The sequence below is a fragment of the Stutzerimonas stutzeri genome (assembly GCF_002890895.1).
Lineage (GTDB): Bacteria > Pseudomonadota > Gammaproteobacteria > Pseudomonadales > Pseudomonadaceae > Stutzerimonas > Stutzerimonas stutzeri_AB.
On record NZ_POUL01000002.1, the window covers coordinates 210,049 to 234,839 of the forward strand.

The following is a 24,791-nucleotide window of genomic DNA, read 5'->3' on the forward strand; positions in this document are numbered from 1 at the left end:
TTCCGGGCAAGCGGTTGTGCTGCCTAAGATCGTCCCATGTCCTGTCCATGTTCGGTCAGGCTCCGACAAGCAGAAAAATTAGAGAGGCCGCTCATGATTTACGCCCAACCCGGCAAAGAAGGTTCCGTCATTACGTTCAAGCCACGTTATGGCAACTTCATCGGTGGTGAATTCGTTCCGCCGGTCAAGGGTGAGTATTTCGTCAACACCTCGCCGGTCAACGGAGAAGTCATCGCCGAATTCCCGCGCTCCGGGGTCGAGGATGTCGAGCACGCTCTCGATGCCGCCCACGCTGCCGCTGATGCCTGGGGCAAGACCTCTGTGCAGGACCGCGCTCTGGTGCTGCTGAAAATCGCCGACCGTATCGAAGCCAACCTGGAAAAACTGGCCATCGCCGAGACCTGGGACAACGGCAAGGCGGTCCGCGAAACATTGAACGCCGACGTGCCGCTCGCGGCTGACCATTTCCGTTACTTCGCCGGTTGCATCCGTGCGCAGGAAGGCAGCGCCGCTGAAATCAACGAGCACACCGCGGCTTATCACTTCCACGAGCCCCTGGGTGTAGTCGGTCAGATCATTCCGTGGAACTTCCCGTTGCTGATGGCTGCGTGGAAGCTCGCTCCGGCCTTGGCCGCGGGTAACTGCATCGTGCTCAAGCCGGCCGAACAGACGCCGCTGTCGATCATGGTCTTTGCCGAGCTGGTCGGTGACCTGCTGCCACCAGGCGTGCTGAACATCGTTCAAGGCTTCGGCCGCGAAGCAGGCCAGGCGCTGGCTACCAGCACTCGTATCGCCAAGATCGCGTTCACCGGTTCGACACCGGTTGGTTCGCACATCATGCGCTGCGCTGCCGAAAACATCATTCCAAGCACCGTGGAGCTGGGTGGCAAGAGCCCGAACATCTTCTTCGAAGACATCATGAATGCTGAACCGGCATTCATCGAAAAAGCCGCTGAAGGTCTGGTACTGGCGTTCTTCAACCAGGGTGAAGTGTGCACCTGCCCGTCGCGTGCACTGATTCAGGAGTCGATCTTCGAACCCTTCATGGAAGTGGTGATGAAGAAGATCAAGGCGATCAAGCGTGGCAACCCGCTCGATACCGACACCATGGTCGGCGCTCAGGCCTCCGAACAGCAGTTCGACAAGATCCTGTCGTACATGGAAATCGCTCAGCAGGAAGGTGCTGAGATTCTCACAGGCGGTGCCGCCGAGAAGCTCGAAGGCGGCCTGGCGACCGGTTATTACGTGCAGCCGACCCTGATCAAGGGCCACAACAAGATGCGCGTGTTCCAGGAAGAGATCTTTGGGCCGGTGGTTGGGGTTGCGACCTTCAAGGACGAGGCCGAAGCCTTGGCGATTGCCAACGACACCGAATTCGGTCTCGGTGCTGGCGTCTGGACCCGCGACATCAACCGCGCCTACCGCATGGGCCGTGGCATCAAGGCCGGTCGCGTCTGGACCAACTGCTATCACCTGTACCCAGCGCACGCGGCGTTCGGCGGCTACAAGAAGTCCGGTGTTGGTCGTGAAACCCACAAGATGATGCTCGATCACTATCAGCAGACCAAGAACCTGCTGATCAGCTACGACATCAACCCGCTGGGCTTCTTCTAAGCGCGCGGCACTGCAACTTGAGAGACCCGGCGCGTTCGCTCCAGCGCGCCGGCTGACTTGCTCGCACGCGATCAGTGCGGGGACCCTCGACCGACCGGGTGCGGCAGGTGGTCCATCAACGCAACGCGGCCCCAAAGGCCGCGTTTTTTTATGCCCTCGCCAAGCCCGGCGAGCGTAAGGGGCGAACTCCAACGCCCGTTGCACCTCAGATTCAGCATGACCCACGTTCATGAGGACTTGCTGATGCCCCAATTGCTCGAACCTGCCCAGCTGAATCAGCTGCGCCTGCGCAACCGCGCCGTGCTGGCTCCGATGACCCGCGTAAGCGCCGAGCCGGAAGGGCAACCCAACGAATTGATGCGCGACTACTACCAGGCCTTTGCCGAGGGCGGCTTCGGCCTTTTGATTACCGAAGGCACCTACACCGACACCGCTTACAGCCAGGGTTACCTGAACCAGCCAGGCCTGGCCACCGAGGCACAACGTGACAGCTGGAAGCCGATTGTCAGTGCGGTCCATCAGGCCGGTGCAGCCATCATCGCCCAGCTGATGCACGGCGGCGCACAGACTCAGGGCAACATCCATCACGCCCGTCACGTAGCCCCATCGGCAGTCCAGCCTGGCGGGCGGCAGTTGAGCTTCTACGGCGGCGAAGGCCCTTACGCAACGCCGGCGGAGATGACCGAGGCAGAAATCCAGGAAGCGATTGCCGGCTTCGTCCAGGCAGCAAAACATGCACGCGACGCCGGTTTCGATGGAGTGGAGTTGCATGGTGCCAACGGCTACCTGCTGCACGAATTCATGACCGCTGAGTTCAATCAGCGCACCGACCGGTGGGGCGGTGACTACAAGGCGAGACTGGCCCTGCCACTGGAAATCCTCCGCGCGGTACGTGAAGCGGTCGGGTCGGACTTGGTTGTTGGCATGCGGCTATCACAAGGCATGGTCACTGACAGCCGGCTCAAATGGGACGGAGGGCTAGAGGCGGCGCGCTATCGTATCGCCACGTTAGCCGCCGCCGGACTCGACTATATCCATGTAACCGAAGCCGACATCAGTACCCCGGCATTCGAGGAGGGCGAGAGTCTGGCGGCAATTGCCAAAGGTGCCGTCGAGATTCCGATCATCGGCAACGGCGGCATCGGCACCGGTGATCAGGCGCAACAACTGCTAGACGCCGGCGTGCTGGACTTCGTGGCGATAGGCAAGGCGGCGCTGGCCAATCATGACTGGCCGCTGCGTGTGCAGGACCAGGTCCCGCTGACCGCGTTCGACTTCGATATGTTCTCGCCGATGGCGACAATCACCAACGAGCTGGCCTGGCGCGGCACCCACGGCCGCTCTGCTGTGCGCCGCTGAGCAGGCAGGTAAGCGCGCGTTACGAAAACGGAGGCAGTCGAGGCACTACCAATGCAGAGCGCTGTCTCCTTCCAAAGTACCATTCCGCTTTTGACGGATCAGGGTGCTTAATGAGTTGCCGGAATACTTCCGTCATCACAAAAAGAGGAATCAGCCATGTGGACTAAACCTGCTTTTACCGACCTGCGCATTGGTTTCGAAGTCACCATGTACTTCGCCAATCGCTGATTGAACTGCCCCGGCCCCGGTCGGGGCTCCGTTTTTTTGGGAGCTGCCCATGTTCATCCAGATTTTAGGTTCTGCTGCTGGCGGCGGCTTTCCTCAGTGGAACTGTAATTGTGCTAACTGCGCCGGGCTGCGAGCCGGCACGCTCCGTGCTCAGGCGCGCACCCAGTCGTCCATCACCATCAGTGACAATGGCGAGGACTGGATCCTCTGCAACGCCTCGCCTGATATCCGCGCGCAGCTCGAAGCCTTCCCCAAGCTGCAACCGGCGCGGGCGCCGCGCGACACCGCGATTGGAGCCATCATTCTGCTGGACAGCCAGATCGACCACACCACGGGATTGCTGACGCTGCGCGAAGGCTGCCCGCACCAGGTTTGGTGCACGGAAATGGTCCATCAGGACCTCACCACGGGTTTCCCGCTGTTCAACATGCTGGAGCACTGGAACGGCGGGCTGCGCTGGAATCGGATTGCGCTGGAAGGCAGCTTCCGCATTCCGACTTGCCCGCAACTCGAAATCACGCCAATCCCGCTGCGCAGCTCGGCGCCGCCGTATTCGCCGCACCGCAACGACCCGCATCCCGGTGACAACATCGGCCTGCTGATCGTGGACCATAACACCGGCGGCAAGCTGTTCTACGCACCGGGCCTCGGTAAGGTCAGCCCTGAGCTACTGGAGCTGATGCGAGGTGCAGACTGCCTGCTGGTTGACGGTACGCTCTGGCGCGACGACGAAATGCAGGTGCGCGAAGTCGGGACCAAGCTGGGCTCCGAAATGGGCCACCTACAACAAAGCGGGCCTGGCGGCATGATCGAAGTGCTCGACGGTATGCCCGCCGCACGCAAGATTCTCATCCACATCAACAACACCAATCCGATCCTCGACGAGGATTCCGCTGAACGCGCAGTGCTCGACGAGCATGGGATCGAGGTTTCGTTCGATGGCATGAGTATCGAGCTGTAGCCTGCATCCGCCCGCGATCACCAGAGAACTCAGTGGCTGAAGGTGCTCACCTGTGCCTGAAGGAACAGCCCGCACAACCCGTAAGGAAGTTTTTATGACCCTGCCAGCCATGACTCCGTCCGAGTTCGAAGCAGCGCTACGCGCCAAGGGCGACTACTACCACATCCATCATCCGTTCCACCGCGCCATGTACGAAGGCCGCTCGACCCGCGAACAAATTCAGGGCTGGGTTGCCAATCGCTTCTACTATCAGGTCTGCATTCCGGTGAAGGATGCGGCGATCATGGCAAACTGCCCGGATCGCGATACCCGCCGCGAGTGGGTCCAGCGCATCATCGATCACGATGGAAGCCCAGGCGAGGAGGGCGGCATCGAAGCCTGGCTGCGCTTGGCCGAGTCGGTGGGCCTGGACCGCGAGCAGGTGCTGTCGCAGGAACTGGTGCTGCCGGGCGTGCGCTTCGCCGTCGACGCCTATGTCAATTTCGCCCGCCGCGCCGTCTGGCAGGAGGCTGCCAGCAGTTCACTCACCGAGCTGTTCGCCCCGACCATTCACCAATCCCGTCTGGACGCGTGGCCCCAGCACTACAGCTGGATTGATGCGTCCGGTTACGACTACTTCCGCAAACGCTTGAAGGAAGCGCGCCGCGACGTCGAGCATGGCTTGCGCATCACGCTCGAGCACTACAAGACGCGAGAAGCCCAGGAGCGCATGCTGAATATTCTTCAGTTCAAACTGGACGTCCTCTGGAGCATGCTGGATGCCATGAGCATGGCTTATGAGCTGGACCGTCCGCCGTACCATACGGTGACCCGCGAGCGCGTCTGGCATAAGGGCATCAGTTTCTAACCGGCTGACTGAACGGCCTGATGAGCCCCGGGGCGGCAGCCCACTGCCCCATACCGATGATGTTTTACTGGCGAGACAGAGGACCATGAGCGATATCCAACTGACGCAGATTCCAGTCTTTCGCCGCGGTTTCCGCTTTCAATGGGAGCCGGCGCAGAACTGTCATGTGCTGCTCTATCCCGAAGGCATGATCAAGCTGAATGAGAGCGCATCAGCGGTTCTGGGCGAGGTCGATGGCACTCGGAGCGTGGGCGCCATTGTGGCTGATCTGCAGAGCCGCTTTCCCGATGCCGAGGGCATCGAGGAGGACATCGTCGCATTCCTGGAGGTAGCCGTTGAACGGTTCTGGATCGAGCTTCGCTAAGCCGGGTTTCGAGCCCGGTCCGCCGCTGTGGCTATTGGCCGAGCTGACCTATCGCTGCCCGCTGCAGTGCCCCTATTGCTCGAATCCGTTGGACTTCGCGCGCAGCCACGATGAGCTGAGCACAGCCGAGTGGATCGAGGTGTTCCGCCAGGCACGCGAGATGGGCGCGGCACAATTGGGCTTTTCCGGCGGCGAGCCGTTGGTTCGCCAGGATCTGGCCGAGCTGATCAAGGCGGCACGGGATCTGGGCTACTACACCAACCTGATCACCTCCGGCATCGGCTTGACCGAAGAAAAGATCGCTTCGTTCGCGGACGCTGGGCTCGACCATATTCAGATCAGCTTTCAGGCCGCCGACGAAGAGGTGAACAACCTGCTGGCGGGCTCGAAGAAGGCGTTCGCACAGAAGCTTGCGATGGCGCGCGCGGTCAAGGCGCACGGCTATCCGATGGTGCTGAATTTCGTGACCCATCGGCACAATATCGACAACATCGACCGCATCATTCAGCTCTGCCTGGAGCTGGAAGCGGACTTCGTCGAACTCGCGACCTGTCAGTTCTACGGCTGGGCCGAACTTAACCGCGCCGGTTTGCTGCCGAGCAAGGAACAGCTGGTGCGTGCCGAACGCATCACAAATGAATGGCGCGACAAGCTCGCTGCCGAGAACCATCCCTGCAAGCTGATCTTCGTCACGCCGGACTATTACGAAGAGCGCCCCAAGGGCTGCATGAACGGCTGGGGCAACCTGTTCCTCGACATCACTCCAGACGGTACGGCACTACCGTGCCACAGTGCGCGACAACTGCCCATCACGTTTCCGAACGTCCGCGAGCAAAGCATCGAGCAGATCTGGAAGCACTCGATGGGCTTCAACAAATTCCGCGGTTTCGACTGGATGCCCGAGCCGTGTCAGTCATGTGACGAGAAGGAAAAGGACTTCGGCGGCTGCCGCTGCCAGGCCTTCATGCTCACAGGCGATGCTGCCAACGCCGATCCGGTGTGCAGCAAGTCGTCTCATCACGACAAGATTCTTGCAGCGCGTACCGAGGCCGAGCAGTCTCCGCGCGGGCTGGATGAACTGACCTTCCGCAACGAAAAGGCGTCAAAGCTGATTCTCAAGGTGTAGGTCCGTTTAAAGAACGGCAGCCTGACCGACCGGGATCGACAGTGATGATCAAGACAGAAACGCCCTACGGCTTTTGGATGAGTGAATGGACCGCTGAAAAAGCCGCCTCGGCCAGCCGCGACTTCGCTGAGCTGCGCGCCGGCCATGGCGGGCTGTTCTGGATCCAATACGACCCAGCCGACGCCCGTTGCACGCTGTGGTATTGGCGCAACGGTACAACACAGTGCCTGACCCCTACGGGCTTCTCGCTGCGCAGCCGGGTATACGAATACGGTGGCGGTGCGTTTACTCTCACCGATGAAGGCGTTGCGTTCGTCAACGAAAAGGATCAGCAGATCTATCTGCAAGTCGTTGACGGTTCGAGTGCGAGTCAGCCGGCGGCGCTTACCTCGCGCCTGCAGTGCCGTTACGGTGATCTGCAATATGATCGACGCCGTGGCGCGATCCTGGCGGTCGAGGAAGCCCATGATGAAGAGGACGTCCGGCATCGGTTGGTAAGCGTTTCGCTTGCAGGCGTGCATCAGATGCTTGTCGAAGGTGCCGACTTCTATGCCTCGCCTACGCTGGACGCTACAGGTGAGCGTCTGGCCTGGATTGAATGGCAGCGTCCCGAGCAACCCTGGACGGCTACCAGTCTCTGGATCGCCGACGTCCTACCAGATGGCCGACTCGGCCCCGCGGTGTGCATGGCTGGCAGTGACGATTCGGAGTCACTGCAACAGCCTCGCTTCGCCAGCAATGGTGACCTGTTTTGCCTGACCGACCGTGCCGGCTGGTGGCAACCCTGGCGGAGCCAAGGCAATTCTCTCGTGCCCGCGGAGCGCTTCGCTCGACACCGCTTCGACCACGCTCCGGCGCCCTGGCAGTTAGCGACCGTCAGCTATGTGCCGTTAACTGGCGGTGCCTGGCTATTGACTCGGCTGGTGGAGGGGCACGGCCTGCTTTTCGAGCATGACGCCGAGGGTAGCGAGCGGCAGCTCGCGCCTGCATACAGTCGTTGTCGTCAGTTGGCCGTGGATGAGCACCACTACTATTGCATTGCCGGGGCTCCTGATCGGATGCCCGCCGTGCTGGCAATCGAACGTCTAACCGGTGAAATTGCGATCCTGGCCGGCGGCGAACAGCCCCTGCCGGCCGAGCAGCTGTCTTGCGCGCAACCGTTCAGTTTTGCGACGGGCCAGGAGGAGGTGGCGCACGCTTTTTTCTATCCACCCCGTAATGCCGACTGCCTTGGCCTGCCCGGAGAGAAACCACCGCTGGTCGTGTTCATGCATGGCGGGCCGACCTCCGCGAGCTATCCGGTTTTCGACCCGCGTATTCAGTACTGGACGCAACGGGGCTTCGCCGTCGCCGATGTCAATTACCGGGGCAGCAGTGGATTTGGCCGAGCCTATCGGCAGCGTTTGCGCGGCGAATGGGGCGTAGTGGACGTCGAGGATGCGTGCGCGGCGGTGCAGGCATTGGCCGTTCGCGGCCAGATCGATTCCGCGCGCACCTTCATCCGAGGCTCCAGCGCGGGCGGTTACAGCGCCCTCTGCGCGTTGGCCGCCGATGCCGGTTTTACTGGCGGTGCCAGCCTCTACGGGGTCAGCGATCCGATGGCCTTGCGGCGCGTGACGCACAAATTCGAAGCGGATTATCTGGATTGGCTAATAGGCGATCCTGAGCGTGACGCTCAGCGATACAAGGAGCGGACGCCGCTTAACAACGCTGCACAGATACGGGTTCCGGTGATTTTTTTCCAGGGCGCGCTGGATGCGGTGGTTCTGCCCGAACAAACCGAGTCCATGGTGGGCGCATTGCGCGAGCAGGGTGTGCGGGTGGAATATTGCCTCTATCCGCAAGAACGTCATGGTTTTCGCCAGGCAGCCAACCTGGCAGGTGCATTGGAGCGCGAGTGCCGCTTCTATATGTCGCTGCTGGGTCGAACCGGCGGCCAGTAAAGCAGCCCTCGCACCGCCATGCTCCGTTTTGCCGATTGCTTTGATGGAGGAAAGCAGTACGCTTGCCAAAAGTAACAAATAATAACGAGAGGCCGTCGTATGAGCCCCAACCTTAGCCTGCAACGTAAGTTCGTATCCCCAGAGATCGTGTTCGGCGCGGGCTGTCGGCACAGCGCCGGCAATTACGCGAAAAATTTCGGCGCCCGAAAGGTGCTGCTCGTGTCTGATCCAGGCGTGGTAGCTGCCGGTTGGGTCGGTGATGTCCAGGCAAGCCTGAGCCGGCAGGACATCGACTACCACCTGTTTACCCAGGTGTCGGCCAACCCCCGCTCGGAAGAAGTGATGCTGGGTGCCGAGATGTACCGCAGCGAGGGGTGCAACGTCATCGTCGCGGTTGGCGGCGGCAGCCCGATGGACTGCGCCAAGGGCATCGGTATCGCGGTGGCGCATGGCCGGAATATCATCGAGTTCGAGGGCGTCGACACGCTGCGTGTGCCAAGCCCACCGTTGATTCTGATTCCCACGACCGCGGGCACTTCTGCCGACGTTTCGCAGTTCGTGATCATTTCCAACCAGACCGAGCGGATGAAGTTTTCCATCGTCAGCAAGGGCGCCGTACCGGATGTCTCACTGATCGATCCGGAAACCACCCTCAGCATGGATCCGTTCCTGTCGGCTTGTACGGGTATTGATGCGCTGGTCCATGCCATAGAAGCCTTCGTTTCGACTGGCCATGGACCGCTGACCGATCCGCACGCGCTGGAGGCGATGCGGCTAATCAACGGCCATCTGGTTGAGATGATCGCCAATCCGGCAGACATCCAACTACGCGAGAAAATCATGCTCGGTAGCATGCAGGCCGGCTTGGCCTTCTCCAACGCGATCCTTGGCGCAGTACACGCGATGTCGCACAGCTTGGGCGGTTACCTGGACCTACCGCATGGTCTGTGTAATGCGGTTTTGGTCGAGCACGTGGTGGCGTTCAACTACGATTCAGCGCCGGATCGCTTCAAAGTGGTCGCTGAAACCCTTGGTATCGATAGTCGCGGGCTGAGCCATCGGCAGATCCGTGAACGGCTCATGCAACATCTGATCAGCCTCAAGCAGGCCATTGGTTTCCACGAAACACTGGGCTTGCATGGCGTGGACCTCTCCGACATCCCGTTTCTTTCGCAGCACGCTATGCAGGACCCCTGCATTCTGACCAACCCTCGTTCGTCGACCCAACGAGACGTCGAAGTGGTCTATGCCGAAGCACTCTGAACAAGACGATGCGCTCGTCGGGCTCCTTGGGCTGGGTACACATTCCGCCCGCAAGAGCCATTACCCTGAGCTCGTGGCCCGTCTCGAAGAACTCGAGGCCGAGCGTAACCGCTACAAGTGGCTGTTCGAACATGCTGTACACGGCATTTTCCAGGCAAGCCTGCAGGAAGGCATCCGTGCAGCCAATCCAGCGCTGGCAAGGATGCTCGGCTACGAAAACCCGGCCGAGGCGCTCTGGCACCTGACCGATCTCTCGCATCACCTGTTCATCGGTGGTGAAGCCGAGCTCGAGCAAATTCGCCACACCCTGAAGACACAGCAAGGCCTGTTCGGTTACGACACCCGTCTGCGGCGCAAGGACGGCACCGCTATCGATGTGATCATGAACCTCTTGCTCAAGCCGGACGAAGACGGTCTGGTCGAGGGTTTTGTAGCGGACATCACCGATCGCAAACTGGCCCAGATGCGCCTGTTGCAACTCAACGAACAGCTTGAACAGCGGGTCACCGAACGGACCCTAGAGCTGCGTAAGGCGCGGGATGCTGCCGAGGCGGCCAACCACAGTAAAGACAAATATTTGGCCGCCGCCAGCCACGATCTATTGCAGCCGCTCAATGCTGCACGTTTGTTGATCTCGACACTACGGGAACGCCGTTTGCCGGATGCTGAGACCAATCTGGTGGAGCGGGCGCATCAGGCGCTTGAAGGGGCTGAAGATCTGCTTACGGACTTGCTGGATATTTCCAAATTGGACCAGCAGGCGATAAAGCCCGACATCGACGTCTATCGCCTCGATGAAGTGCTGTTACCACTGGTTTCTGAATTTCAGTCCGTGGCGGATGCAGCTGGCCTTGGTTTTGACCACTACATTCCGGCCTACGCGTTGCGCAGCGATTTCCGGCTGCTGACGCGCATCCTGCGTAATTTTCTCAGCAATGCCTGCCGCTATACCGATCACGGCCGCGTATTGCTGGGCGCGCGCAAGCGCGGCGAATACTTGCGCATCGAGGTATGGGACACCGGTCGCGGAATCGAAGCGGATCAGATGCAATCGATCTTCCTCGAATTCAATCAGCTGGGTGTACAGCGCGCCACCGAGCGCCCCGGCGTCGGGCTGGGTCTGGCCATTGTCGATCGCATTGCTTCGATGCTGGCCTATCCGATTCGGGTGCGTTCGCAGCTTGGTCGAGGCTCCGTCTTCAGCATTGATGTGCCACTGGCCGATCCGCCGGAGCACCTGCCGGTCGAAGCGCCTGGGTTGATGCCAGTGCTTGGCAACCCGTTACCGGGGCGTCGTTTGCTGGTCCTCGACAACGAGCTGAGCATCCTCCACAGCATGGCTGCGTTGCTGGGGCAATGGGGCTGCGACGTGTTGACGGCCACCGACCAGGAAGCCGCGTTGGCTGTGCTCGACGGAGCGCCGCCGGAGGCAATTCTCGCCGACTACCATCTCGATCAGGGCGTGACCGGCTGGGAAGTGGCCACTGCGTTGAGGGAGCACTTTGCGCAGCCAATTCCCGTGGTGATGGTGACGGCCGATCGCAGCGACCAGTGTCGCCGCCAACTGCACGGGTTTGGCGTGCCAGTGCTGAACAAGCCAGTCAAGGCGGGGAAATTGCGATCGGTACTGAGTCACTTGCTCAGCGATAGCCACCGCTGATAGACCCAAAGCGCGAACAGGCGATGAACCGGCGCAAACCGGAATGTCTCGTTGTTCGCTGCGTCACGCTCAACTGGCTTGTTTCACTGCGTGATCACGGTGCGGCAGGGCGATCGAGATCAGTGCAGCCAGCAGCACAAAGACGCTCGAGATCCAGAGGCAGGCCTCGAGTCCATATCGCTGATAGACCCAACCAGAGAGGAGGGTGCCAACCAGTCGGCCCAGCGCGTTGGACATGTAATAGAAGCCGACGTCCAGCGATACACCGTCGGCCTTTGCATAAGAGACGATCAGGTAGCTGTGCAGCGATGAGTTTATGGCGAAAAGCGCTCCAAACAGCAGCAAGCCGCCGAGCAGTACCGCCTGGGCTGACCAATCGGTGCCCAGCCCCAACGCGATTCCCCCCGGCAAGCCGGCCAGAAGTAGCGCCCAACCAAACGCCGAGCGCCCGTCTGGAACATCACCACGCCTCTTGCCCGTAATAGCTGGGGCAAGTGACTGGACGATGCCATAGCCGATCACCCAGAGCGCGAGAAAGCCGCCTACCTGCCAGAAGTCCCAGCCAAACACCGCGGACAGATAGACCGGTAGCGCCACCACGAACCAGACATCTCGGGCGCCGAACAGGAACAGCCGTGCGGCTGACAGAACATTGATGGCCCGGCTCTTGGAGAGCATTTCGCGAAACTTCGGTTTCGCCTTGGCCTTGCCCAGGTCTTTTTTCAGCAATACCAGACTGGAAATCCAGATCAGCGACAGCGCCGCGGCCATGACGAGAAGTGATCCGCGAAAGCCGATAACAGCAAGCAGGGCACCGCCGAGGAAAAAACCGACACCCTTGAGCGCGTTCTTCGACCCGGTCAACACAGCTACCCACTGGTACAGCGTGCCTTGCTGACCCTCCGGCACCAAGAGCTTGATCGAGCTCTTGGCACTCATCTTGTTCAGGTCCTTGGCAATGCCCGACAGCGCTTGCGCGCCCATCACCCAGGGAATCGTCAGCCATGCGGCGGGCACCGTGAGCATCATCAGGGCCACGACCTGCATGGCCAGGCCAATGTTCATGGTGCGGTTTAGCCCAATTCGGGCCCCCAGGTAGCCGCCAACCAGATTGGTGATGACACCGAACACTTCATAGAAGAGAAACAGGGCGGCAATTTGCAACGGCGTATAGCCCAGCGCATGAAAGTGCAGGACTACCAGCATCCGCAGCGCACCATCGGTCAGGGTGAACGCCCAGTAGTTGCCGGTCACCAGCAAATACTGGCGAACCTCCGGAGCGAGGCGGGAGAGGGTGTACATGACGAGTCCTGTTGCGGTGCGGAGGGTACGGATGGCGTCGCGAGCGCGCCATCCTCAGGATCAAGGGGCTAGACCGACCTTGCGTGCCAATTCCACGGTGCGGTTGGCGTAGCCCCACTCGTTGTCGTACCAGGCATACAGCTTCACCTGTGTGCCGTTCACGACCATGGTCGACAATGCATCGATGATCGAGGAGCGTGGGTCGGTGCGGTAGTCGATGGAAACGAGCGGCCTCGTTTCATAGCCAAGGATGCCCTTGAGTGGACCTTCGCTTGCTGCGGCCTGCAGTAGCGTGTTGACTTCCTCGACAGAGGTGGCTCGCTCGACTTCGAAAACGCAGTCGGTCAGCGATGCATTGGCCAGCGGGACGCGTACCGCGTGGCCGTTGAGCTTGCCGCGCAACTCCGGAAAGATCTCGGCGATCGCGGTGGCTGAACCGGTAGTAGTCGGGATCAGGCTCATGCCCGAGGCTCGGGCGCGACGCAGATCCTTATGGGGCTGATCGAGGATGCTCTGGGTATTGGTCAGGTCGTGGATCGTGGTAATCGAACCATGGCGGATGCCCAGGTGTTCATGGATCACCTTGACCACCGGGGCGAGGCAGTTGGTGGTGCAGGAGGCTGCGGTAACGATCCGGTGCAGCGCTGGATCGAACAGCGTGTCATTGACCCCCATGACGATATTGAGCGCCCCGGCTTCCTTGACCGGCGCGCTGACCACAACACGCTTGACGCCCTGGTCGAGATAGCTTTGCAGCACTGCCACCGTCTTCATCTTGCCGCTGGCTTCGATGACCAAATCACAGCCGGACCAATCGGTATCGGCAATGGCCTTGTTAGCAGTGACCCGGATTCGTTTGCCATCCACAACAATGCAATTGCCGTCGCTGCTTGCTTCGTGCTGCCAGCGGCCATGCACCGAGTCGAAATTCAGCAGGTGGGCGTGAGTGGCTGCGTCCCCGGCGGGATCGTTGATCTGGATGAATTCCAGCTCCGGCCAGTCCCAGGCCGCGCGTAGGGCCAGACGGCCGATCCGGCCGAAACCGTTGATACCAATTTTGAGCGTCATGGTTGATTTCCGTAAGTCAGGCGCCGCGAGGCGCAAACATGATGATGGCCATGCCGACCAATGCGACGGCCGACCCCAGTAGATCCCAGCCGGTAGGCCTGATGCCGTCGACGAGCCACAGCCAGACGATTGCAGCGCCGATGTAAACGCCGCCATAGGCGGCATACACGCGTCCGGCTGCTGTCGGGTGCAGCGATAACAGCCAAGCAAACAGCATCAATGATGCCGCGGCAGGTATCAGGAGCCAGGCGCTTTTGCCTTGACGAAGCCATAGGTACGGCAGATAGCACCCGACGATTTCGGCCAGTGCGGTGATGAAGAACAAGCCAAAGGTCTTCAGCATCAGAGGTCAGTCGCCAAATTGTGCGAGCCAGCCGACATGGGCCGGGTGTTGAATGGCTTTGGGCCGAAGCGCCTGGACCTCTTTCACGGCGGTCTCCCGGGGCATGCCCAGCTCGATCAGGATGCGCGCGGCAATCAGCCCGGTGCGCCCGGAACCACCCTTGCAGTGGATCGCCAGCGTGGCGCCTTCGGCCAGTCGCGCAAGGATGATTTCCCGATGGCGATGCCAAGCAGAATCGAAGTCAGCCTGCGGGACCTGTTCATCGGACACCGGTAGCTGCAACCACTCCATGCCAAGCTCGGCGCAGCGAGCCGGAAGGTCATCCGCATGGTTGGCTGCCAGCTCGGCATTCGGCATCAGCGTGATAAGTACCTGCGCGCCAGCTGATTCGATCGTCGTCAGCGCTTCACTTACGTCGGTGCCCTTGGTGCCAGGGCATGGCGTGAACATCAAACGGCCTGCGTAACCCGGGATATCGAGAACGTCATAGGGGTGCGACATGGTTGCCTTTCCTTGTTTCAAATCGAGCGCTGATTGACGCGTGCTGACAGGGCCTCGGCCGATTCCTTGCGTTCGGAGTAGCGATCGACAAGGTAGCCACCGCGTCCACGTATCAGCAGCGTGAACTTGACCAGTTCCTCCATCACGTCCACGACCCGGTCGTAATAGGCTGAAGGTTTCATTCGCCCGGCGTCGTCGAACTCCAGAAACGCCTTAGGTACTGAAGACTGGTTGGGGATCGTGACCATCCGCATCCAGCGGCCCAGCACGCGCATCTGATTCACCGCATTGAAGGACTGCGAGCCCCCACAGACCTGCATCAGCGCCAGGGTCTTGCCCTGCGTCGGGCGGACGGCACCCATGCTCAGCGGTACCCAGTCGATCTGTGCCTTAAACACCGCACTCATCGCCCCGTGTCGTTCCGGCGAGCACCACACCTGGCCTTCCGACCAGATCACCAGCTCGCGCAGCTCCTTCACCTTGGGATGAGATTCGGGCGCGTCGTCTGGCAAGGGCAGGCCGGCGGGGTCGAAGATTCGCGTTTCGCAACCCATTGCCTCCAACAGACGCGCCGCCTCCTGGCTCATCAAGCGACTGAACGAGCGTTCGCGGTTCGAGCCATAGAGCAACAGAATGCGCGGTTTGTGTGCTGGATCGCTGGGCAGGTTGAGCTTAGCCAGACTCGGCAAATCGAGATGCTCGAGGTCGATATTGGGAAGACTTTCGTTCATTGCTTTTCTCGCATCAGGGCGTCACTCATCATTCGCGGCGTTCGCATCGAGCCGGTTGCGGAAGGGCGGGGAGAGCCGCCATGCGTACCTGGAAATTCGAGCCTGTCGTCGAACGCGCACGGGCTGATGCGTGCGGAGCCGCGCTAGCTGTGCACGGCCATTGCGCTCTCACGGATCGCTCCGATTCAGCCGCAGACTGCCGCGCGGTCAGGCCGTTCATGCATGCGTTCAAGGCGCTCAGCATCACTACTCAACCATTGTTTATTGGCATTGAGCACGACTTGCAGCATCTCGTGAACCCAATCGGGTAGATGCGGGTGCAGTCGGTAATACACCCACTGCCCCTGGCGTCTGTCTTCAAGGATTGCGCAGCTTCTCAACTGGGAGAGATGCCGCGAAATCTTCGGCTGGCTTTGCTCAAGCGCGGTCGTCAGCTCGCAAACGCACAGTTCTCCTTTGAGCGTGATCAGCAAGGTCATGCGCGCTCGGGTTTCATCGGAGAGGCATTTAAAAACCATGTCAGGCGTTAGAGGTTCGATCATGGAATTCATGGCCTGGACGATGGGATTGACGTGGAGCAGGCTCCACACGGAAAGCTGAGAATATATTGATAGCCGCATATGCTGTAAAGCGAATATGCTCAGACGGTTTCTTGGCAAGCTCGGCTGCAAAAGCGCAGCAGCATGACCGGGCCGTGACTCTCGATGGGCGTGAGCTGCCGTGCGCGGCCCATGGCCCATCAGATGACTTCGATGCTGACGGAGCTGCCACCGGCTGCTAGCACGTCAAAACCGCGACCTAGATGAAATAACGAGAAGCTCCATGTCTACCCAATGCGAAACCATAGGAAAAAAAGCCGCAGGTGCGCCAATCGGTTTCTTTGAGCGTTACCTGACCCTCTGGGTCTTTCTGTGCATCGTTGCCGGGACGCTCATCGGCCTGTTTGCGCCAAAGGCGGCACAGACGGTCGGTGCGATGGAGCTGGCAAACGTGAACATCCCCGTAGGGGTGCTGATCTGGGTGATGATCATCCCGATGCTGATGAAAATCGACTTCAGCGCACTTCATGAGATCTTTGAGCACCGCGTCGGTATGGGCGTGACCCTCCTCGTGAACTGGGCTATCAAACCCTTCACCATGGCGTTTCTCGCCTGGCTGTTTCTCCGACACGTATTCGCGGATTGGCTGCCGGCTGACCAGATCGATAGCTACGTCGCCGGCCTGATCCTGCTCGGCGCGGCCCCTTGCACAGCCATGGTGTTCGTCTGGAGCAACCTGTGTAACGGCAACGCCAACTTCACCCTGACTCAAGTAGCAGTAAACGACTTGATCATGGTGTTTGCTTTTGCGCCCATCGTGGCCTTGCTGCTAGGAGTCTCGTCGATCCCTGTGCCGTGGGATACGCTGATCCTTTCTGTCGTGATGTATATCGTCATCCCACTGACGATTGCTCAGCTCATTCGCTCCCGCCTTCGCAGGCGCGGTGAAGACAGATTTCAGGCAGCACTGGCCCGTATCCAGCCGTTCGCTATCCTGGCGCTGCTGGCGACGCTCGTGTTGCTGTTCTCCTTTCAAGGTGAAGCGATTGTCGAACAGCCTCTGGTGATCGCCATGTTGGCGGTGCCGATCCTGCTGCAAACACTCGTGATTGCCGCGCTGGGTTACTGGCTCAACCGACAGCTGAAAGTGCGCCATGACATCGCCGGGCCGTCCGCCATGATTGGCGCGTCGAATTTCTTCGAGCTCGCGGTAGCCGTCGCCATCGTGCTGTACGGCTTCAACTCGGGCGCGGCGCTGGCGACGGTCGTAGGGGTGCTCATCGAGGTGCCGGTGATGCTTTGGCTGGTTCGTACCGTCAACAAAAGCCGAGACTGGTACGAGCGGGCGCTGCCGCAAGGCTAGAGGAGAAGCAGGTGGACGCTTTCACATGGCTCGATGACCAGCTATTGCGAATGGATTGGCTGTCCTCTCTGGTGCGCTTACTGCTCGAAGAGGTATTCGGCCTGGACCTGGCCAGCCGCCTGGGGGGCAGTCTGCATTTCTTCATATATGACGTAATTAAGATTTTCATTCTGCTGTCGGCTTTGATCTTCCTGATTTCGTGGGTACAAAGTTACTTTCCGCCGGAACGCACTCGGCGGATTCTTGGCGGCATGCATGGTTTCAAGGCAAACCTGACTGGAGCGTTGCTCGGCACAGTCACGCCTTTTTGCTCCTGCTCGTCGATCCCGTTGTTCATCGGCTTTACCAGCTCCGGACTGCCGCTAGCCGTGACCTTCTCCTTTCTCATTTCCTCGCCGCTTGTGGACCTTGCCTCGATGATCCTCTTGGCCAGCGTGTTCAATTGGTCCATCGCGCTGGCCTACGTCGTGGTCGGCATCATCCTGGCGGTAGTTGGCGGGACGCTCATTGGCAAAGCGCAGATGGAGCGCTACGTCGAAGCCTTCGTAACCCAGCACAAGGCTCTCGAGCTCCCTGAAGAGCAACTGGTACTGCGTGATCGGCTTGTCTATGCACGGGATCAGGTAATCGAAATCGCGCAAAGGGTCTGGCTTTACGTGCTGCTCGGGGTTGGCATTGGCGCGGCGATACACAACTGGATTCCGGAAGAGGTGATCACCGACGCCATTGGTCAGGACCACTGGTGGTCGGTGCCGCTGGCTGCGCTCGTCGGTGTGCCGATGTACGCCGACATCTTCGGCACCCTGCCTATTGCAGAGGCGCTGGTCGGAAAAGGTGTCGGCATTGGCACTGTGCTGGCCTTCATGATGGCGGTGACTGCGCTGTCCCTGCCGTCACTCATCATGCTGAAAAAGGTTGTTCAGGCGCCGCTGCTGGCTCTCTTTTTTGGCATCGTGGTAGTCGGCATCATGCTGATCGGTTACTTCTTCAACAGCATCAGCCACCTACTTCTATGACTTGTAAGGGAATCATTTCATGATCATCAAAATCCTTGGTACAGGCTGCAAAAAGTGCGTTGCACTCACTGAGAATGCTCAGCAAGCGGTCAGCGATCTCGGTATCGAAGCACAGATCGTCAAGGTCACCGACATGGCGGAGATCGCCGCTCACGGCGTCATGTCGACCCCGGCTCTGGCGGTTGACGATAAAGTCGTGTCGATGGGGAAAGTACTGACTCCAAGCGAAATCGAGCGGTTGCTGAAGGCTCGCTGAGCCGAGAGCCCTCCCATAGCTGGTCGCATATTTACCCGCCTTCATGGCGCAGTGACGGTACAGGCCGCGGACCACGCTCGCTCCGGCTAGCTGCCCTGAAAGCTGAGCAGCAATGTCGAATAGCCGACCGAGCCGAGCAGGAAGGCACTGAAGCGGCTGTCGCGCTCTTCGGGTAATTCCTCTTTCAATACGTTCAGAATGATCGAGCCGCCTACAAAAGCGGTCAGTGCCGACACGGCGAGCTCCGAAATCTCCGTAGCGAGGCCGAGCGTCCAACCGGCCAGCGGCATCGCGGCGAGGAACCAGCGACCGCGGCGCCTGAATAACCCCTTATGGTCGTGCTGAAGGGCAAAGTCATTGACCAGAAAATGCAGGCCCATCGCGACACAATAGAGCACCAGTGTAGTCAGGCTGCTGTTTTCACCCTGAATCAGCAGATAACCAATGAGGCCGTTGTAAACGGCGAATGCGCCGATATGCAGCCAGAACACACCCGCATGGGATTCGGCATGTTCCGGCAAGCGACGGCGATGTTCCTTGATCAGCCGCTCCAAGCCATAGAATGAGGCGAGGCCAAGCAGCGCCAGCAAGTAGACATGATGCTCCAAATAGCTGAGCACCCAGATGTCACTGCCGTCCATCACCGCCTGACCGCGCGCCAGTTCGGGCAGCAGATGGACGAACACGTAGGCGACCGAAACGCCGCCAGCCATGGAAAGCCATCGACTACGAGGCAGGCTATCGAGCCTGCGCAAACGGCCTGCAAAAACATGAACGGTAGCCAGAACAATGGCGGCGACGAAGCTGGCAAACAAGAGTGACTCCATACATGGGTAACGATTTGATCATTACCAATGACTTCAGTCTGCGCTCTCGCGTTCACTCGGCAAGCCGCGTAAGTCAATCCTGTGATGCCAAAACGCCATGCTGCGATGTATGGTCTGGGTAATGCACTATTTTTTTTGTTAAAGTTCGCCGCTTATGAAGCGAGCAGCCAGCCCAGCTTTGAATTTGTCCAGAAAGAGGTGTCTGCTTGATTAGAGTGCTTGTGGTCGACGACCACGATCTAGTACGCACAGGCATTTCCCGCATGCTTGCCGATATCGATGGCTTGCAAGTGGTCGGTCAGGCGGAATCCGGTGAGGCGGCGATCAAGAAGTCCCGTGAGCTCAAGCCGGACGTCGTTTTGATGGACGTCAAGATGCCCGGCATTGGCGGCCTCGAGGCGACACGCAAGCTGCTGCGCAGCCATCCTGACATCAAGGTCATAGCGGTCACCATTTGCGAGGAAGATCCGTTTCCAACACGGCTGCTTCAGGCCGGTGCGGCTGGCTACCTGACCAAAGGCGCGGCGCTGGAAGAAATGATCCAGGCGATTCGCATGGTGTTCGCCGGCCAGCGCTACATCAGCCCACAGATCGCCCAGCAACTCGCGCTGAAGTCTTTTCAGCCCAAGGTCAACGACTCTCCTTTCGATCTATTGTCCGAACGGGAAATCCAGATCGCGCTGATGATCGCGAACTGTCAAAAGGTCCAGGCTATTTCTGATAAGCTCTGTTTGTCGCCCAAGACCGTGAACACCTACCGCTATCGCATCTATGAAAAGCTGTCGATCACCAGTGACGTCGAGCTAGCGTTGCTCGCCGTACGACACGGCATGGTCGACACCATCAATTGATGAGCGGCTTCGATTCCTCAGCATTCCTGGCTTCTTGCAGCGGACGTCCCGGCGTCTATCGGATGTTCGATGCCGAAGCCAAGCTGCTTTATGTAGGAAAAGCGAAGAACCTTAAAAAGCGCCTGGCCAGTTACTTTCGCAAGGTCGGGCAAGCACCGAAAACAGCCGCGCTCGTGGCCAGAATCGCCCAAGTCGAAACGACGATTACGGCCAACGAAACCGAAGCGCTACTGCTTGAGCAAACGCTTATCAAGCAATGGCGGCCGCCGTACAACATTCTGCTACGCGACGATAAGTCGTACCCCTATGTTTTTCTTTCCAGTGGGGACTTTCCTCGGCTCAGCATTCATCGAGGCGCCAAGAAGGAGATCGGCCGCTATTTCGGCCCCTATCCCAGCGCCGGCGCCATCCGCGAAAGTCTGAGCTTGTTGCAGAAGGCATTCTTCGTCCGCCAGTGTGAAGACAGCTACTACCGAAACCGCACCCGCCCGTGCCTGCAGTACCAGATCAAACGCTGCAAGGCGCCGTGTGTGAACCTCGTGAATCCAGAGGAATATGCCGAGGACGTTCGTCATTCGGTGATGTTTCTGGAAGGGCGCAGCAATGCTCTGGCTGAGGAGCTTTCAAAGAACATGGAGAAGGCCGCGACGGCGCTTGATTTCGAGCGTGCCGCGGAGATACGCGATCAGATAGGCATCCTGCGACGCGTCCAGGATCAGCAAAGCATGGAAGGCGGCAGCGGCAACGTTGATATCGTCTCAGCCGTGGTGAGCCCGGGCGGCGCTTGCGTCCACCTGATCAGCGTGCGCAGTGGAAGAGTGCTGGGCAGCAAGAATTTCTTCCCTCAGGTCGCAATAGAGGAAAGTGTCAGCGACGTACTGCAGGCATTTTTGGAGCAGTATTACCTCAGCTCCATGGAGCGCGATTTGCCGGCCGAGCTGATCGTCAACGCCGTGCACGAAGACTTCGGAACACTCATCAGCGCGGTCGTCGAGTTACGCGATGTCGAATTGACCATCACCCATCGGGTACGCGGTACCCGTGCGCGCTGGCAGCAGCTGGCACTGACCAACGCCGAGCAAGCACTCGGTGCAAGACTGGCAAGCCGCCAGCATCTGGCTGCACGGTTCCAGGCGCTGGCCGAAGCATTGGAGATGGATGAACAGCCAAGTCGGCTGGAGTGCTTCGATATCAGCCACTCCAGTGGCGAGGCCACCGTGGCGTCCTGCGTAGTGTTCGGTCCGGAAGGCCCGTTGAAGTCTGACTACCGGCGCTACAACATCGAAGGCGTTACCGCGGGTGACGATTACGCCGCAATGCACCAGGCGCTGTCCCGTCGCTTCAGAAAAGCAGCCGAGGGGGAGGGCAAGCTACCGGACATCTTGCTGGTAGACGGAGGCAAGGGCCAGCTCAACATGGCCCGTGAAGTGCTGCAGGAGCTCGCCGTGCCCGACTTGATCCTGCTGGGCGTTGCAAAAGGCGTCACCCGCAAGCCGGGCCTGGAGACCCTCTATCTGAACGATGCAGCGCATGAATTCACGTTACCAGGCGACTCGCCAGCGCTCCACCTGATCCAGCAGGTGCGCGACGAAGCCCACCGGTTCGCGATCACCGGCCACCGAGCGCGACGGGGCAAGGCGCGCACCACCTCAACATTAGAGGGGGTTGCCGGCATCGGACCGAAACGCCGCCGAGAACTGCTCAAACACTTCGGTGGTCTTCAAGAACTTAGCCGTGCGAGTCTTGACGAGATCGCCAAGGCGCCGGGTATCAGTAAAAAGCTTGCCGAGTCGATTTATGCCGCTCTGCACAGTGAGTAGAATCACCCCTTAAATCCGCGGACCAGTGGTATCGATGAACATCCCAAACATTCTCACCGTGCTACGCGTACTGCTGATACCGATCATCATCCTGTTGTTCTATCTGCCTTTCCAATGGAGCTACCTGGCGGCAAGCGCGGTATTCGCCATCGCGGCCCTCACCGACTGGCTGGATGGTTATCTGGCCCGCAAACTTCAGCAGAGCACGCCCTTCGGCGCCTTCCTTGATCCAGTGGCGGACAAACTGATGGTGGCTGTGGCCCTGGTGCTGCTGGTTGAGGAGCATTCGAACCTCTGGTTGACCTTGCCGGCAGCGATCATTATTGGCAGGGAAATTGTGGTGTCAGCTTTGCGCGAATGGATGGCAGAGCTGGGCGCCCGGGCACAGGTGGCGGTGTCCAATCTGGGCAAGTGGAAAACAGCGGCACAAATGGTGGCGCTCATCATTTTGCTGGCTAACCCCCCGCTGACTACCGTCTGGGTTGGGCTGGGTTATGCCTTGCTAATCGTCGCTGCCGGGCTGACGTTGTGGTCGATGGCCAATTACCTGATGGCCGCCTGGCCTCATCTAAGCCCTACTGAAAAGAAATAAAAAACTTTTTTAATCAAGGGCTTGACGGGGCGTGCTGAAACTATAAAATGGCGCCCGTCACCAAGACGATGCGGGAATAGCTCAGTTGGTAGAGCACGACCTTGCCAAGGTCGGGGTCGCGAGTTCGAGTCTCGTTTCCCGCTCCAGTTTGTTGACGATGACGCCGCTGCATGCGGCGTTATCGTTTTGAGGCCGGTTGGCAGAGTGGTTATGCAGCGGATTGCAAATCCGTGTACGCCGGTTCGATTCCGACATCGGCCTCCAGTAATAAAAAAAACCGCAAGCGAAAGCTTGCGGTTTTTTTTATGCGCTCAATTTGTGATTCGTGACACTGCAGCTTGGTCTGGTCTGGTGAGCATCCTCTCTAGCCGGAACTGTAGCGCCTCGGACGGTGACTGAAACATAGAGTCTATTAAGGAGTCCTCTATGTCAGATGCGATGAGCTACCTTGCAATTGCGCTTGCTGGCGCCGTGATCGTGCTGGATCTATTGGCCATCATCAGCGTGTTCAAAAGCGATCGAAGCGTCGGTGCGAAAGCCCTATGGGCGCTGGGTATCGCCATTTTTCCGATTCTCGGGCTGGTGTTCTGGTTGATCGTCGGCATGCGCCGTCGTCATTGAATCGTTACGTCGTAAGCCTAACTTCGGACTGTTCCATGGCAGCAAAACTCGCTACAGACGCGCCGGCATCGCCGTTCGGGTTGCGCCTCGGCCAGAGCCTCGTTATAGTCCTGCGCCGCGATCAACGTCGCGCATCACCGTCCCGCCCGGATGGCGAAACTGGTAGACGCAAGGGACTTAAAATCCCTCATCCGAAAGGGTATGCGGGTTCGATTCCCGCTCCGGGCACCATCGGGACACACTGATACATCCGTATCTAAACCGGCCGCCGCAGCCGGTTTGATTGTTTATAGGGCAGCAGGCCGCTGTGCTATGGCTCATTGCATGTGACCAGTGGCTCCCCATCGTCGTGAACGCAGCCCCGCCACGCTCCTCTTATCCTGTAGCGCATTTGCTATGGCAGAGGAGATTAAACGATGGCCAATGACCCTGACGGTCTCTCAAACCAGAATAACGATCCTTCGCACGCCGAGCGCGCAGGCAAAGAGGATGTGATCATTCCCGGTTCACCACCGCCGTTGGGATCCGAGCGAACGGATGTCAGTCCCGGTAGTGAAGCTGGTGTGGATGAGTTGCCGAACAATGACGGCACGACTCCACGAGACAATGCCAAGCGAGGAGGGGAGATGGACAATGTCCCTGACATCGACCCCGACAGTGCAGAATTGGATGACGCGCCTAACCCGCGTTAGCAGTTGCGCACTAAAAAGCCCCGCACGGGGCGGGGCTGTAGGCGTATAGCCAGTCGTTCCGTTGTCCTTTAACTCGCAGTCCTGCGAGCGCTCCTTCCCGAGCCTTCCTGGCCCGCTGCGCTTCATGCGCTACTGGTGACTAGAGTAGGCGAGACACGGGCGGCGCGAAATCATCCAACTTCACCAGTGCGGGTCAGCCGAGGCTTACGCCGAGTAGGCGATCAACGCATCGGTTCTATCGAGCGAGACACTGTGCCCATGATCAAGAGGTTCTATCGCGTCAGCCTTGCCGCAGGGGCGTTGCTGACGCTGGCTGGCTGCAGTGCGTTCGAGGTTGTGCCAGCCGCGCAGCCAACCGACGAGTACGTATTGGCCTGCGAGAAAGTGGAGCAACCTGAATGTGAGACTCGTGCAGAGCAGCTCTGTCCAGAGGGTTACGACACCCTCAGCAGCGAAGAAGATTTTGCACGAAAGGAGTTGCGAGTCAGATGCACAGGCGACGCAAACCCGCCCTAGTTCGGACGGCCGCAGGAGCGGGCCGTCCGTTTGGGACGGTCAATCAGCGGAATCGAGTAACGCCTGGGCCTGCTCGAGAACCTGGAGCGATTGAGTGTGGTCGCCCGCTTTGTGCAACTGCTCTCCTTCCGCTCGTAGTTCTTTTACTTTTTCCAGCGTTGCCGGATCGCTTGGCGGATTGGTCTCGAGCTGCTTGTCGATCTTGGCCATGTCCATCGGGCAGTGCATAGCCCAAAGCGGCGTACTTACAACCGCTGCAGCGAGCAGTAACATGATTCGGCGCATGATGTCGGTCTCCTGACTGATGATTGTCAGTGCAGTATAGGATTCACGCTGAACCCCGCCGTTTTTCGGACGCAAGGTAGGATCGAGCAATAGACGGTGGTCG

At 59.4% G+C, this 24,791-nt stretch carries 27 protein-coding genes and 3 tRNA genes; 22 read left to right on the forward strand and 8 right to left on the reverse strand.

From position 1 onward, the window contains the following. Positions 1–93: 93 nt before the first annotated feature. The 10 genes from exaC (at position 94) to CXK96_RS03960 (ending at position 11,365) form a co-directional block, all read left to right on the forward strand. Positions 94–1,614, forward strand: coding sequence for an acetaldehyde dehydrogenase ExaC (exaC, locus tag CXK96_RS03915; RefSeq protein ID WP_102835189.1), 1,521 nt, complete (start codon positions 94–96; stop codon positions 1,612–1,614). Positions 1,615–1,857: 243 nt separating this feature from the next. Continuing rightward, entirely contained in the window at positions 1,858–2,973 is a 1,116-nt protein-coding gene (locus tag CXK96_RS03920; RefSeq protein WP_102835190.1) for an NADH:flavin oxidoreductase, read from the forward strand. Positions 2,974–3,129: 156 nt separating this feature from the next. Further along, positions 3,130–3,201, forward strand: coding sequence for a pyrroloquinoline quinone precursor peptide PqqA (gene pqqA, locus CXK96_RS03925; RefSeq protein ID WP_003253598.1), 72 nt, complete (start codon positions 3,130–3,132; stop codon positions 3,199–3,201). Between the two features lie 49 nt (positions 3,202–3,250). Further along, a complete protein-coding gene (pqqB, locus tag CXK96_RS03930) occupies positions 3,251–4,162 on the forward strand; it encodes a pyrroloquinoline quinone biosynthesis protein PqqB (protein WP_102835191.1) in 912 nt (303 codons plus the stop codon). A gap of 94 nt (positions 4,163–4,256) precedes the next feature. Further along, positions 4,257–5,009 carry a pyrroloquinoline-quinone synthase PqqC gene (gene pqqC / locus CXK96_RS03935; protein WP_102835192.1) on the forward strand — a complete coding sequence of 251 codons (753 nt, stop codon included), beginning with the start codon at positions 4,257–4,259 and terminating at the stop codon, positions 5,007–5,009. 85 nt (positions 5,010–5,094) lie between these two features. Next, a complete protein-coding gene (pqqD, locus tag CXK96_RS03940) occupies positions 5,095–5,373 on the forward strand; it encodes a pyrroloquinoline quinone biosynthesis peptide chaperone PqqD (RefSeq protein ID WP_102835193.1) in 279 nt (92 codons plus the stop codon). Beyond that, a complete protein-coding gene (gene pqqE, locus CXK96_RS03945) occupies positions 5,345–6,499 on the forward strand; it encodes a pyrroloquinoline quinone biosynthesis protein PqqE (protein ID WP_102835194.1) in 1,155 nt (384 codons plus the stop codon). Before pqqD ends, pqqE begins: the two co-directional genes overlap by 29 nt. 44 nt (positions 6,500–6,543) lie before the next feature. Beyond that, positions 6,544–8,442, forward strand: coding sequence for an alpha/beta hydrolase family protein (locus tag CXK96_RS03950; protein WP_102835195.1), 1,899 nt, complete (start codon positions 6,544–6,546; stop codon positions 8,440–8,442). Positions 8,443–8,541: 99 nt separating this feature from the next. Next, positions 8,542–9,705 carry an alcohol dehydrogenase-like regulatory protein ErcA gene (gene ercA, locus CXK96_RS03955; protein ID WP_102835196.1) on the forward strand — a complete coding sequence of 388 codons (1,164 nt, stop codon included), beginning with the start codon at positions 8,542–8,544 and terminating at the stop codon, positions 9,703–9,705. Continuing rightward, a complete protein-coding gene (locus tag CXK96_RS03960; RefSeq protein WP_102835197.1) occupies positions 9,689–11,365 on the forward strand; it encodes a PAS domain-containing hybrid sensor histidine kinase/response regulator in 1,677 nt (558 codons plus the stop codon). Before ercA ends, CXK96_RS03960 begins: the two co-directional genes overlap by 17 nt. A 69-nt stretch (positions 11,366–11,434) precedes the next feature. On the opposite strand, the gene arsJ is transcribed toward CXK96_RS03960, so the two are convergent. From arsJ to CXK96_RS03990, 6 genes are all read right to left on the reverse strand, one after another. Beyond that, a complete protein-coding gene (arsJ, locus tag CXK96_RS03965; RefSeq protein WP_102835198.1) occupies positions 11,435–12,667 on the reverse strand; it encodes an organoarsenical effux MFS transporter ArsJ in 1,233 nt (410 codons plus the stop codon). Positions 12,668–12,727: 60 nt separating this feature from the next. After that, positions 12,728–13,735 carry an ArsJ-associated glyceraldehyde-3-phosphate dehydrogenase gene (locus CXK96_RS03970; RefSeq protein WP_102835199.1) on the reverse strand — a complete coding sequence of 336 codons (1,008 nt, stop codon included), beginning with the start codon at positions 13,733–13,735 and terminating at the stop codon, positions 12,728–12,730. A 16-nt stretch (positions 13,736–13,751) separates the two neighbouring features. Then, a complete protein-coding gene (locus CXK96_RS03975; RefSeq protein WP_102835200.1) occupies positions 13,752–14,078 on the reverse strand; it encodes a YnfA family protein in 327 nt (108 codons plus the stop codon). 6 nt (positions 14,079–14,084) lie between these two features. Beyond that, positions 14,085–14,579, reverse strand: a complete 495-nt coding sequence (locus CXK96_RS03980) for a tyrosine-protein phosphatase (protein WP_102835201.1) — start codon at positions 14,577–14,579, stop codon at positions 14,085–14,087. Positions 14,580–14,596: 17 nt separating this feature from the next. Beyond that, positions 14,597–15,310: an arsenical resistance protein ArsH gene (gene arsH, locus CXK96_RS03985; protein ID WP_102835202.1), complete on the reverse strand. Its 714-nt coding sequence runs from the start codon at positions 15,308–15,310 to the stop codon at positions 14,597–14,599. A 185-nt stretch (positions 15,311–15,495) separates the two neighbouring features. Next, positions 15,496–15,852, reverse strand: coding sequence for a metalloregulator ArsR/SmtB family transcription factor (locus tag CXK96_RS03990; protein ID WP_102835500.1), 357 nt, complete (start codon positions 15,850–15,852; stop codon positions 15,496–15,498). 280 nt (positions 15,853–16,132) lie between these two features. Here CXK96_RS03990 and arsB point away from each other — a divergent pair, with 280 nt between their 5' ends. The 3 genes from arsB to CXK96_RS04005 are packed head-to-tail and all read left to right on the forward strand — an operon-like array spanning position 16,133 to position 18,484. Beyond that, complete coding sequence (gene arsB, locus CXK96_RS03995; protein ID WP_102835203.1) at positions 16,133–17,212, forward strand: ACR3 family arsenite efflux transporter; 1,080 nt, start codon at positions 16,133–16,135, stop codon at positions 17,210–17,212. 11 nt (positions 17,213–17,223) lie between these two features. After that, a complete protein-coding gene (locus CXK96_RS04000; protein WP_102835204.1) occupies positions 17,224–18,228 on the forward strand; it encodes a permease in 1,005 nt (334 codons plus the stop codon). 19 nt (positions 18,229–18,247) lie between these two features. Beyond that, positions 18,248–18,484 carry a thioredoxin family protein gene (locus tag CXK96_RS04005; RefSeq protein WP_102835205.1) on the forward strand — a complete coding sequence of 79 codons (237 nt, stop codon included), beginning with the start codon at positions 18,248–18,250 and terminating at the stop codon, positions 18,482–18,484. Positions 18,485–18,570: 86 nt separating this feature from the next. Here CXK96_RS04005 and CXK96_RS04010 read toward each other — a convergent pair whose 3' ends face one another. After that, positions 18,571–19,299, reverse strand: coding sequence for a hypothetical protein (locus CXK96_RS04010; RefSeq protein WP_258005595.1), 729 nt, complete (start codon positions 19,297–19,299; stop codon positions 18,571–18,573). 218 nt (positions 19,300–19,517) lie between these two features. On the opposite strand from CXK96_RS04010, the gene gacA reads away from it, so the two are divergent. From gacA to CXK96_RS04055, 9 genes are all read left to right on the forward strand, one after another. Then, positions 19,518–20,162 carry a response regulator transcription factor GacA gene (gene gacA / locus CXK96_RS04015; protein ID WP_102835207.1) on the forward strand — a complete coding sequence of 215 codons (645 nt, stop codon included), beginning with the start codon at positions 19,518–19,520 and terminating at the stop codon, positions 20,160–20,162. Next, positions 20,162–21,982, forward strand: a complete 1,821-nt coding sequence (gene uvrC, locus CXK96_RS04020; RefSeq protein WP_423835180.1) for an excinuclease ABC subunit UvrC — start codon at positions 20,162–20,164, stop codon at positions 21,980–21,982. Before gacA ends, uvrC begins: the two co-directional genes overlap by 1 nt. A 34-nt stretch (positions 21,983–22,016) precedes the next feature. Continuing rightward, positions 22,017–22,574: a CDP-diacylglycerol--glycerol-3-phosphate 3-phosphatidyltransferase gene (gene pgsA, locus CXK96_RS04025; protein ID WP_102835209.1), complete on the forward strand. Its 558-nt coding sequence runs from the start codon at positions 22,017–22,019 to the stop codon at positions 22,572–22,574. 70 nt (positions 22,575–22,644) lie between these two features. Then, positions 22,645–22,720 (forward strand) — tRNA-Gly (locus tag CXK96_RS04030). A 44-nt stretch (positions 22,721–22,764) separates the two neighbouring features. Then, positions 22,765–22,838: transfer RNA gene (locus CXK96_RS04035), tRNA-Cys, on the forward strand. 162 nt (positions 22,839–23,000) lie between these two features. Beyond that, the gene (locus CXK96_RS04040; RefSeq protein WP_102835210.1) at positions 23,001–23,195 is read left to right on the forward strand and encodes a PLD nuclease N-terminal domain-containing protein; all 195 of its coding nucleotides are present in this window, start codon (positions 23,001–23,003) and stop codon (positions 23,193–23,195) included. Positions 23,196–23,339: 144 nt separating this feature from the next. After that, positions 23,340–23,426: transfer RNA gene (locus CXK96_RS04045), tRNA-Leu, on the forward strand. A 185-nt stretch (positions 23,427–23,611) separates the two neighbouring features. Further along, a complete protein-coding gene (locus CXK96_RS04050) occupies positions 23,612–23,887 on the forward strand; it encodes a hypothetical protein (RefSeq protein ID WP_102835211.1) in 276 nt (91 codons plus the stop codon). Positions 23,888–24,145: 258 nt separating this feature from the next. Then, a complete protein-coding gene (locus tag CXK96_RS04055; protein ID WP_102835212.1) occupies positions 24,146–24,403 on the forward strand; it encodes a hypothetical protein in 258 nt (85 codons plus the stop codon). A 39-nt stretch (positions 24,404–24,442) separates the two neighbouring features. Here CXK96_RS04055 and CXK96_RS04060 read toward each other — a convergent pair whose 3' ends face one another. Next, positions 24,443–24,688 (reverse strand): hypothetical protein, encoded by a 246-nt coding sequence (locus CXK96_RS04060; RefSeq protein ID WP_019339072.1) that lies wholly within the window; start codon positions 24,686–24,688, stop codon positions 24,443–24,445. Positions 24,689–24,791 lie beyond the last annotated feature (103 nt).

Excerpts from the sequence above, each read along its gene's own strand:
- CXK96_RS04050 (WP_102835211.1), top strand. The coding sequence starts at position 23,612 with ATGGCCAATGACCCTGACGGTCTCTCAAACCAGAATAACGATCCTTCG.
- CXK96_RS03970 (WP_102835199.1), bottom strand. The coding sequence starts at position 13,735 with ATGACGCTCAAAATTGGTATCAACGGTTTCGGCCGGATCGGCCGTCTG.
- CXK96_RS03990 (WP_102835500.1), bottom strand. The coding sequence starts at position 15,852 with ATGATCGAACCTCTAACGCCTGACATGGTTTTTAAATGCCTCTCCGAT.
- CXK96_RS03920 (WP_102835190.1), top strand. The coding sequence starts at position 1,858 with ATGCCCCAATTGCTCGAACCTGCCCAGCTGAATCAGCTGCGCCTGCGC.
- pqqB (WP_102835191.1), top strand. The coding sequence starts at position 3,251 with ATGTTCATCCAGATTTTAGGTTCTGCTGCTGGCGGCGGCTTTCCTCAG.
- ercA (WP_102835196.1), top strand. The coding sequence starts at position 8,542 with ATGAGCCCCAACCTTAGCCTGCAACGTAAGTTCGTATCCCCAGAGATC.
- CXK96_RS04005 (WP_102835205.1), top strand. The coding sequence starts at position 18,248 with ATGATCATCAAAATCCTTGGTACAGGCTGCAAAAAGTGCGTTGCACTC.
- CXK96_RS04055 (WP_102835212.1), top strand. The coding sequence starts at position 24,146 with ATGATCAAGAGGTTCTATCGCGTCAGCCTTGCCGCAGGGGCGTTGCTG.
- pqqD (WP_102835193.1), top strand. The coding sequence starts at position 5,095 with ATGAGCGATATCCAACTGACGCAGATTCCAGTCTTTCGCCGCGGTTTC.
- CXK96_RS03980 (WP_102835201.1), bottom strand. The coding sequence starts at position 14,579 with ATGTCGCACCCCTATGACGTTCTCGATATCCCGGGTTACGCAGGCCGT.
- CXK96_RS03975 (WP_102835200.1), bottom strand. The coding sequence starts at position 14,078 with ATGCTGAAGACCTTTGGCTTGTTCTTCATCACCGCACTGGCCGAAATC.
- exaC (WP_102835189.1), top strand. The coding sequence starts at position 94 with ATGATTTACGCCCAACCCGGCAAAGAAGGTTCCGTCATTACGTTCAAG.
- pgsA (WP_102835209.1), top strand. The coding sequence starts at position 22,017 with ATGAACATCCCAAACATTCTCACCGTGCTACGCGTACTGCTGATACCG.
- CXK96_RS03950 (WP_102835195.1), top strand. The coding sequence starts at position 6,544 with ATGATCAAGACAGAAACGCCCTACGGCTTTTGGATGAGTGAATGGACC.
- CXK96_RS04060 (WP_019339072.1), bottom strand. The coding sequence starts at position 24,688 with ATGCGCCGAATCATGTTACTGCTCGCTGCAGCGGTTGTAAGTACGCCG.
- uvrC (WP_423835180.1), top strand. The coding sequence starts at position 20,162 with ATGAGCGGCTTCGATTCCTCAGCATTCCTGGCTTCTTGCAGCGGACGT.
- CXK96_RS04040 (WP_102835210.1), top strand. The coding sequence starts at position 23,001 with ATGTCAGATGCGATGAGCTACCTTGCAATTGCGCTTGCTGGCGCCGTG.
- CXK96_RS03960 (WP_102835197.1), top strand. The coding sequence starts at position 9,689 with ATGCCGAAGCACTCTGAACAAGACGATGCGCTCGTCGGGCTCCTTGGG.
- arsJ (WP_102835198.1), bottom strand. The coding sequence starts at position 12,667 with ATGTACACCCTCTCCCGCCTCGCTCCGGAGGTTCGCCAGTATTTGCTG.
- pqqC (WP_102835192.1), top strand. The coding sequence starts at position 4,257 with ATGACCCTGCCAGCCATGACTCCGTCCGAGTTCGAAGCAGCGCTACGC.
- arsH (WP_102835202.1), bottom strand. The coding sequence starts at position 15,310 with ATGAACGAAAGTCTTCCCAATATCGACCTCGAGCATCTCGATTTGCCG.
- arsB (WP_102835203.1), top strand. The coding sequence starts at position 16,133 with ATGTCTACCCAATGCGAAACCATAGGAAAAAAAGCCGCAGGTGCGCCA.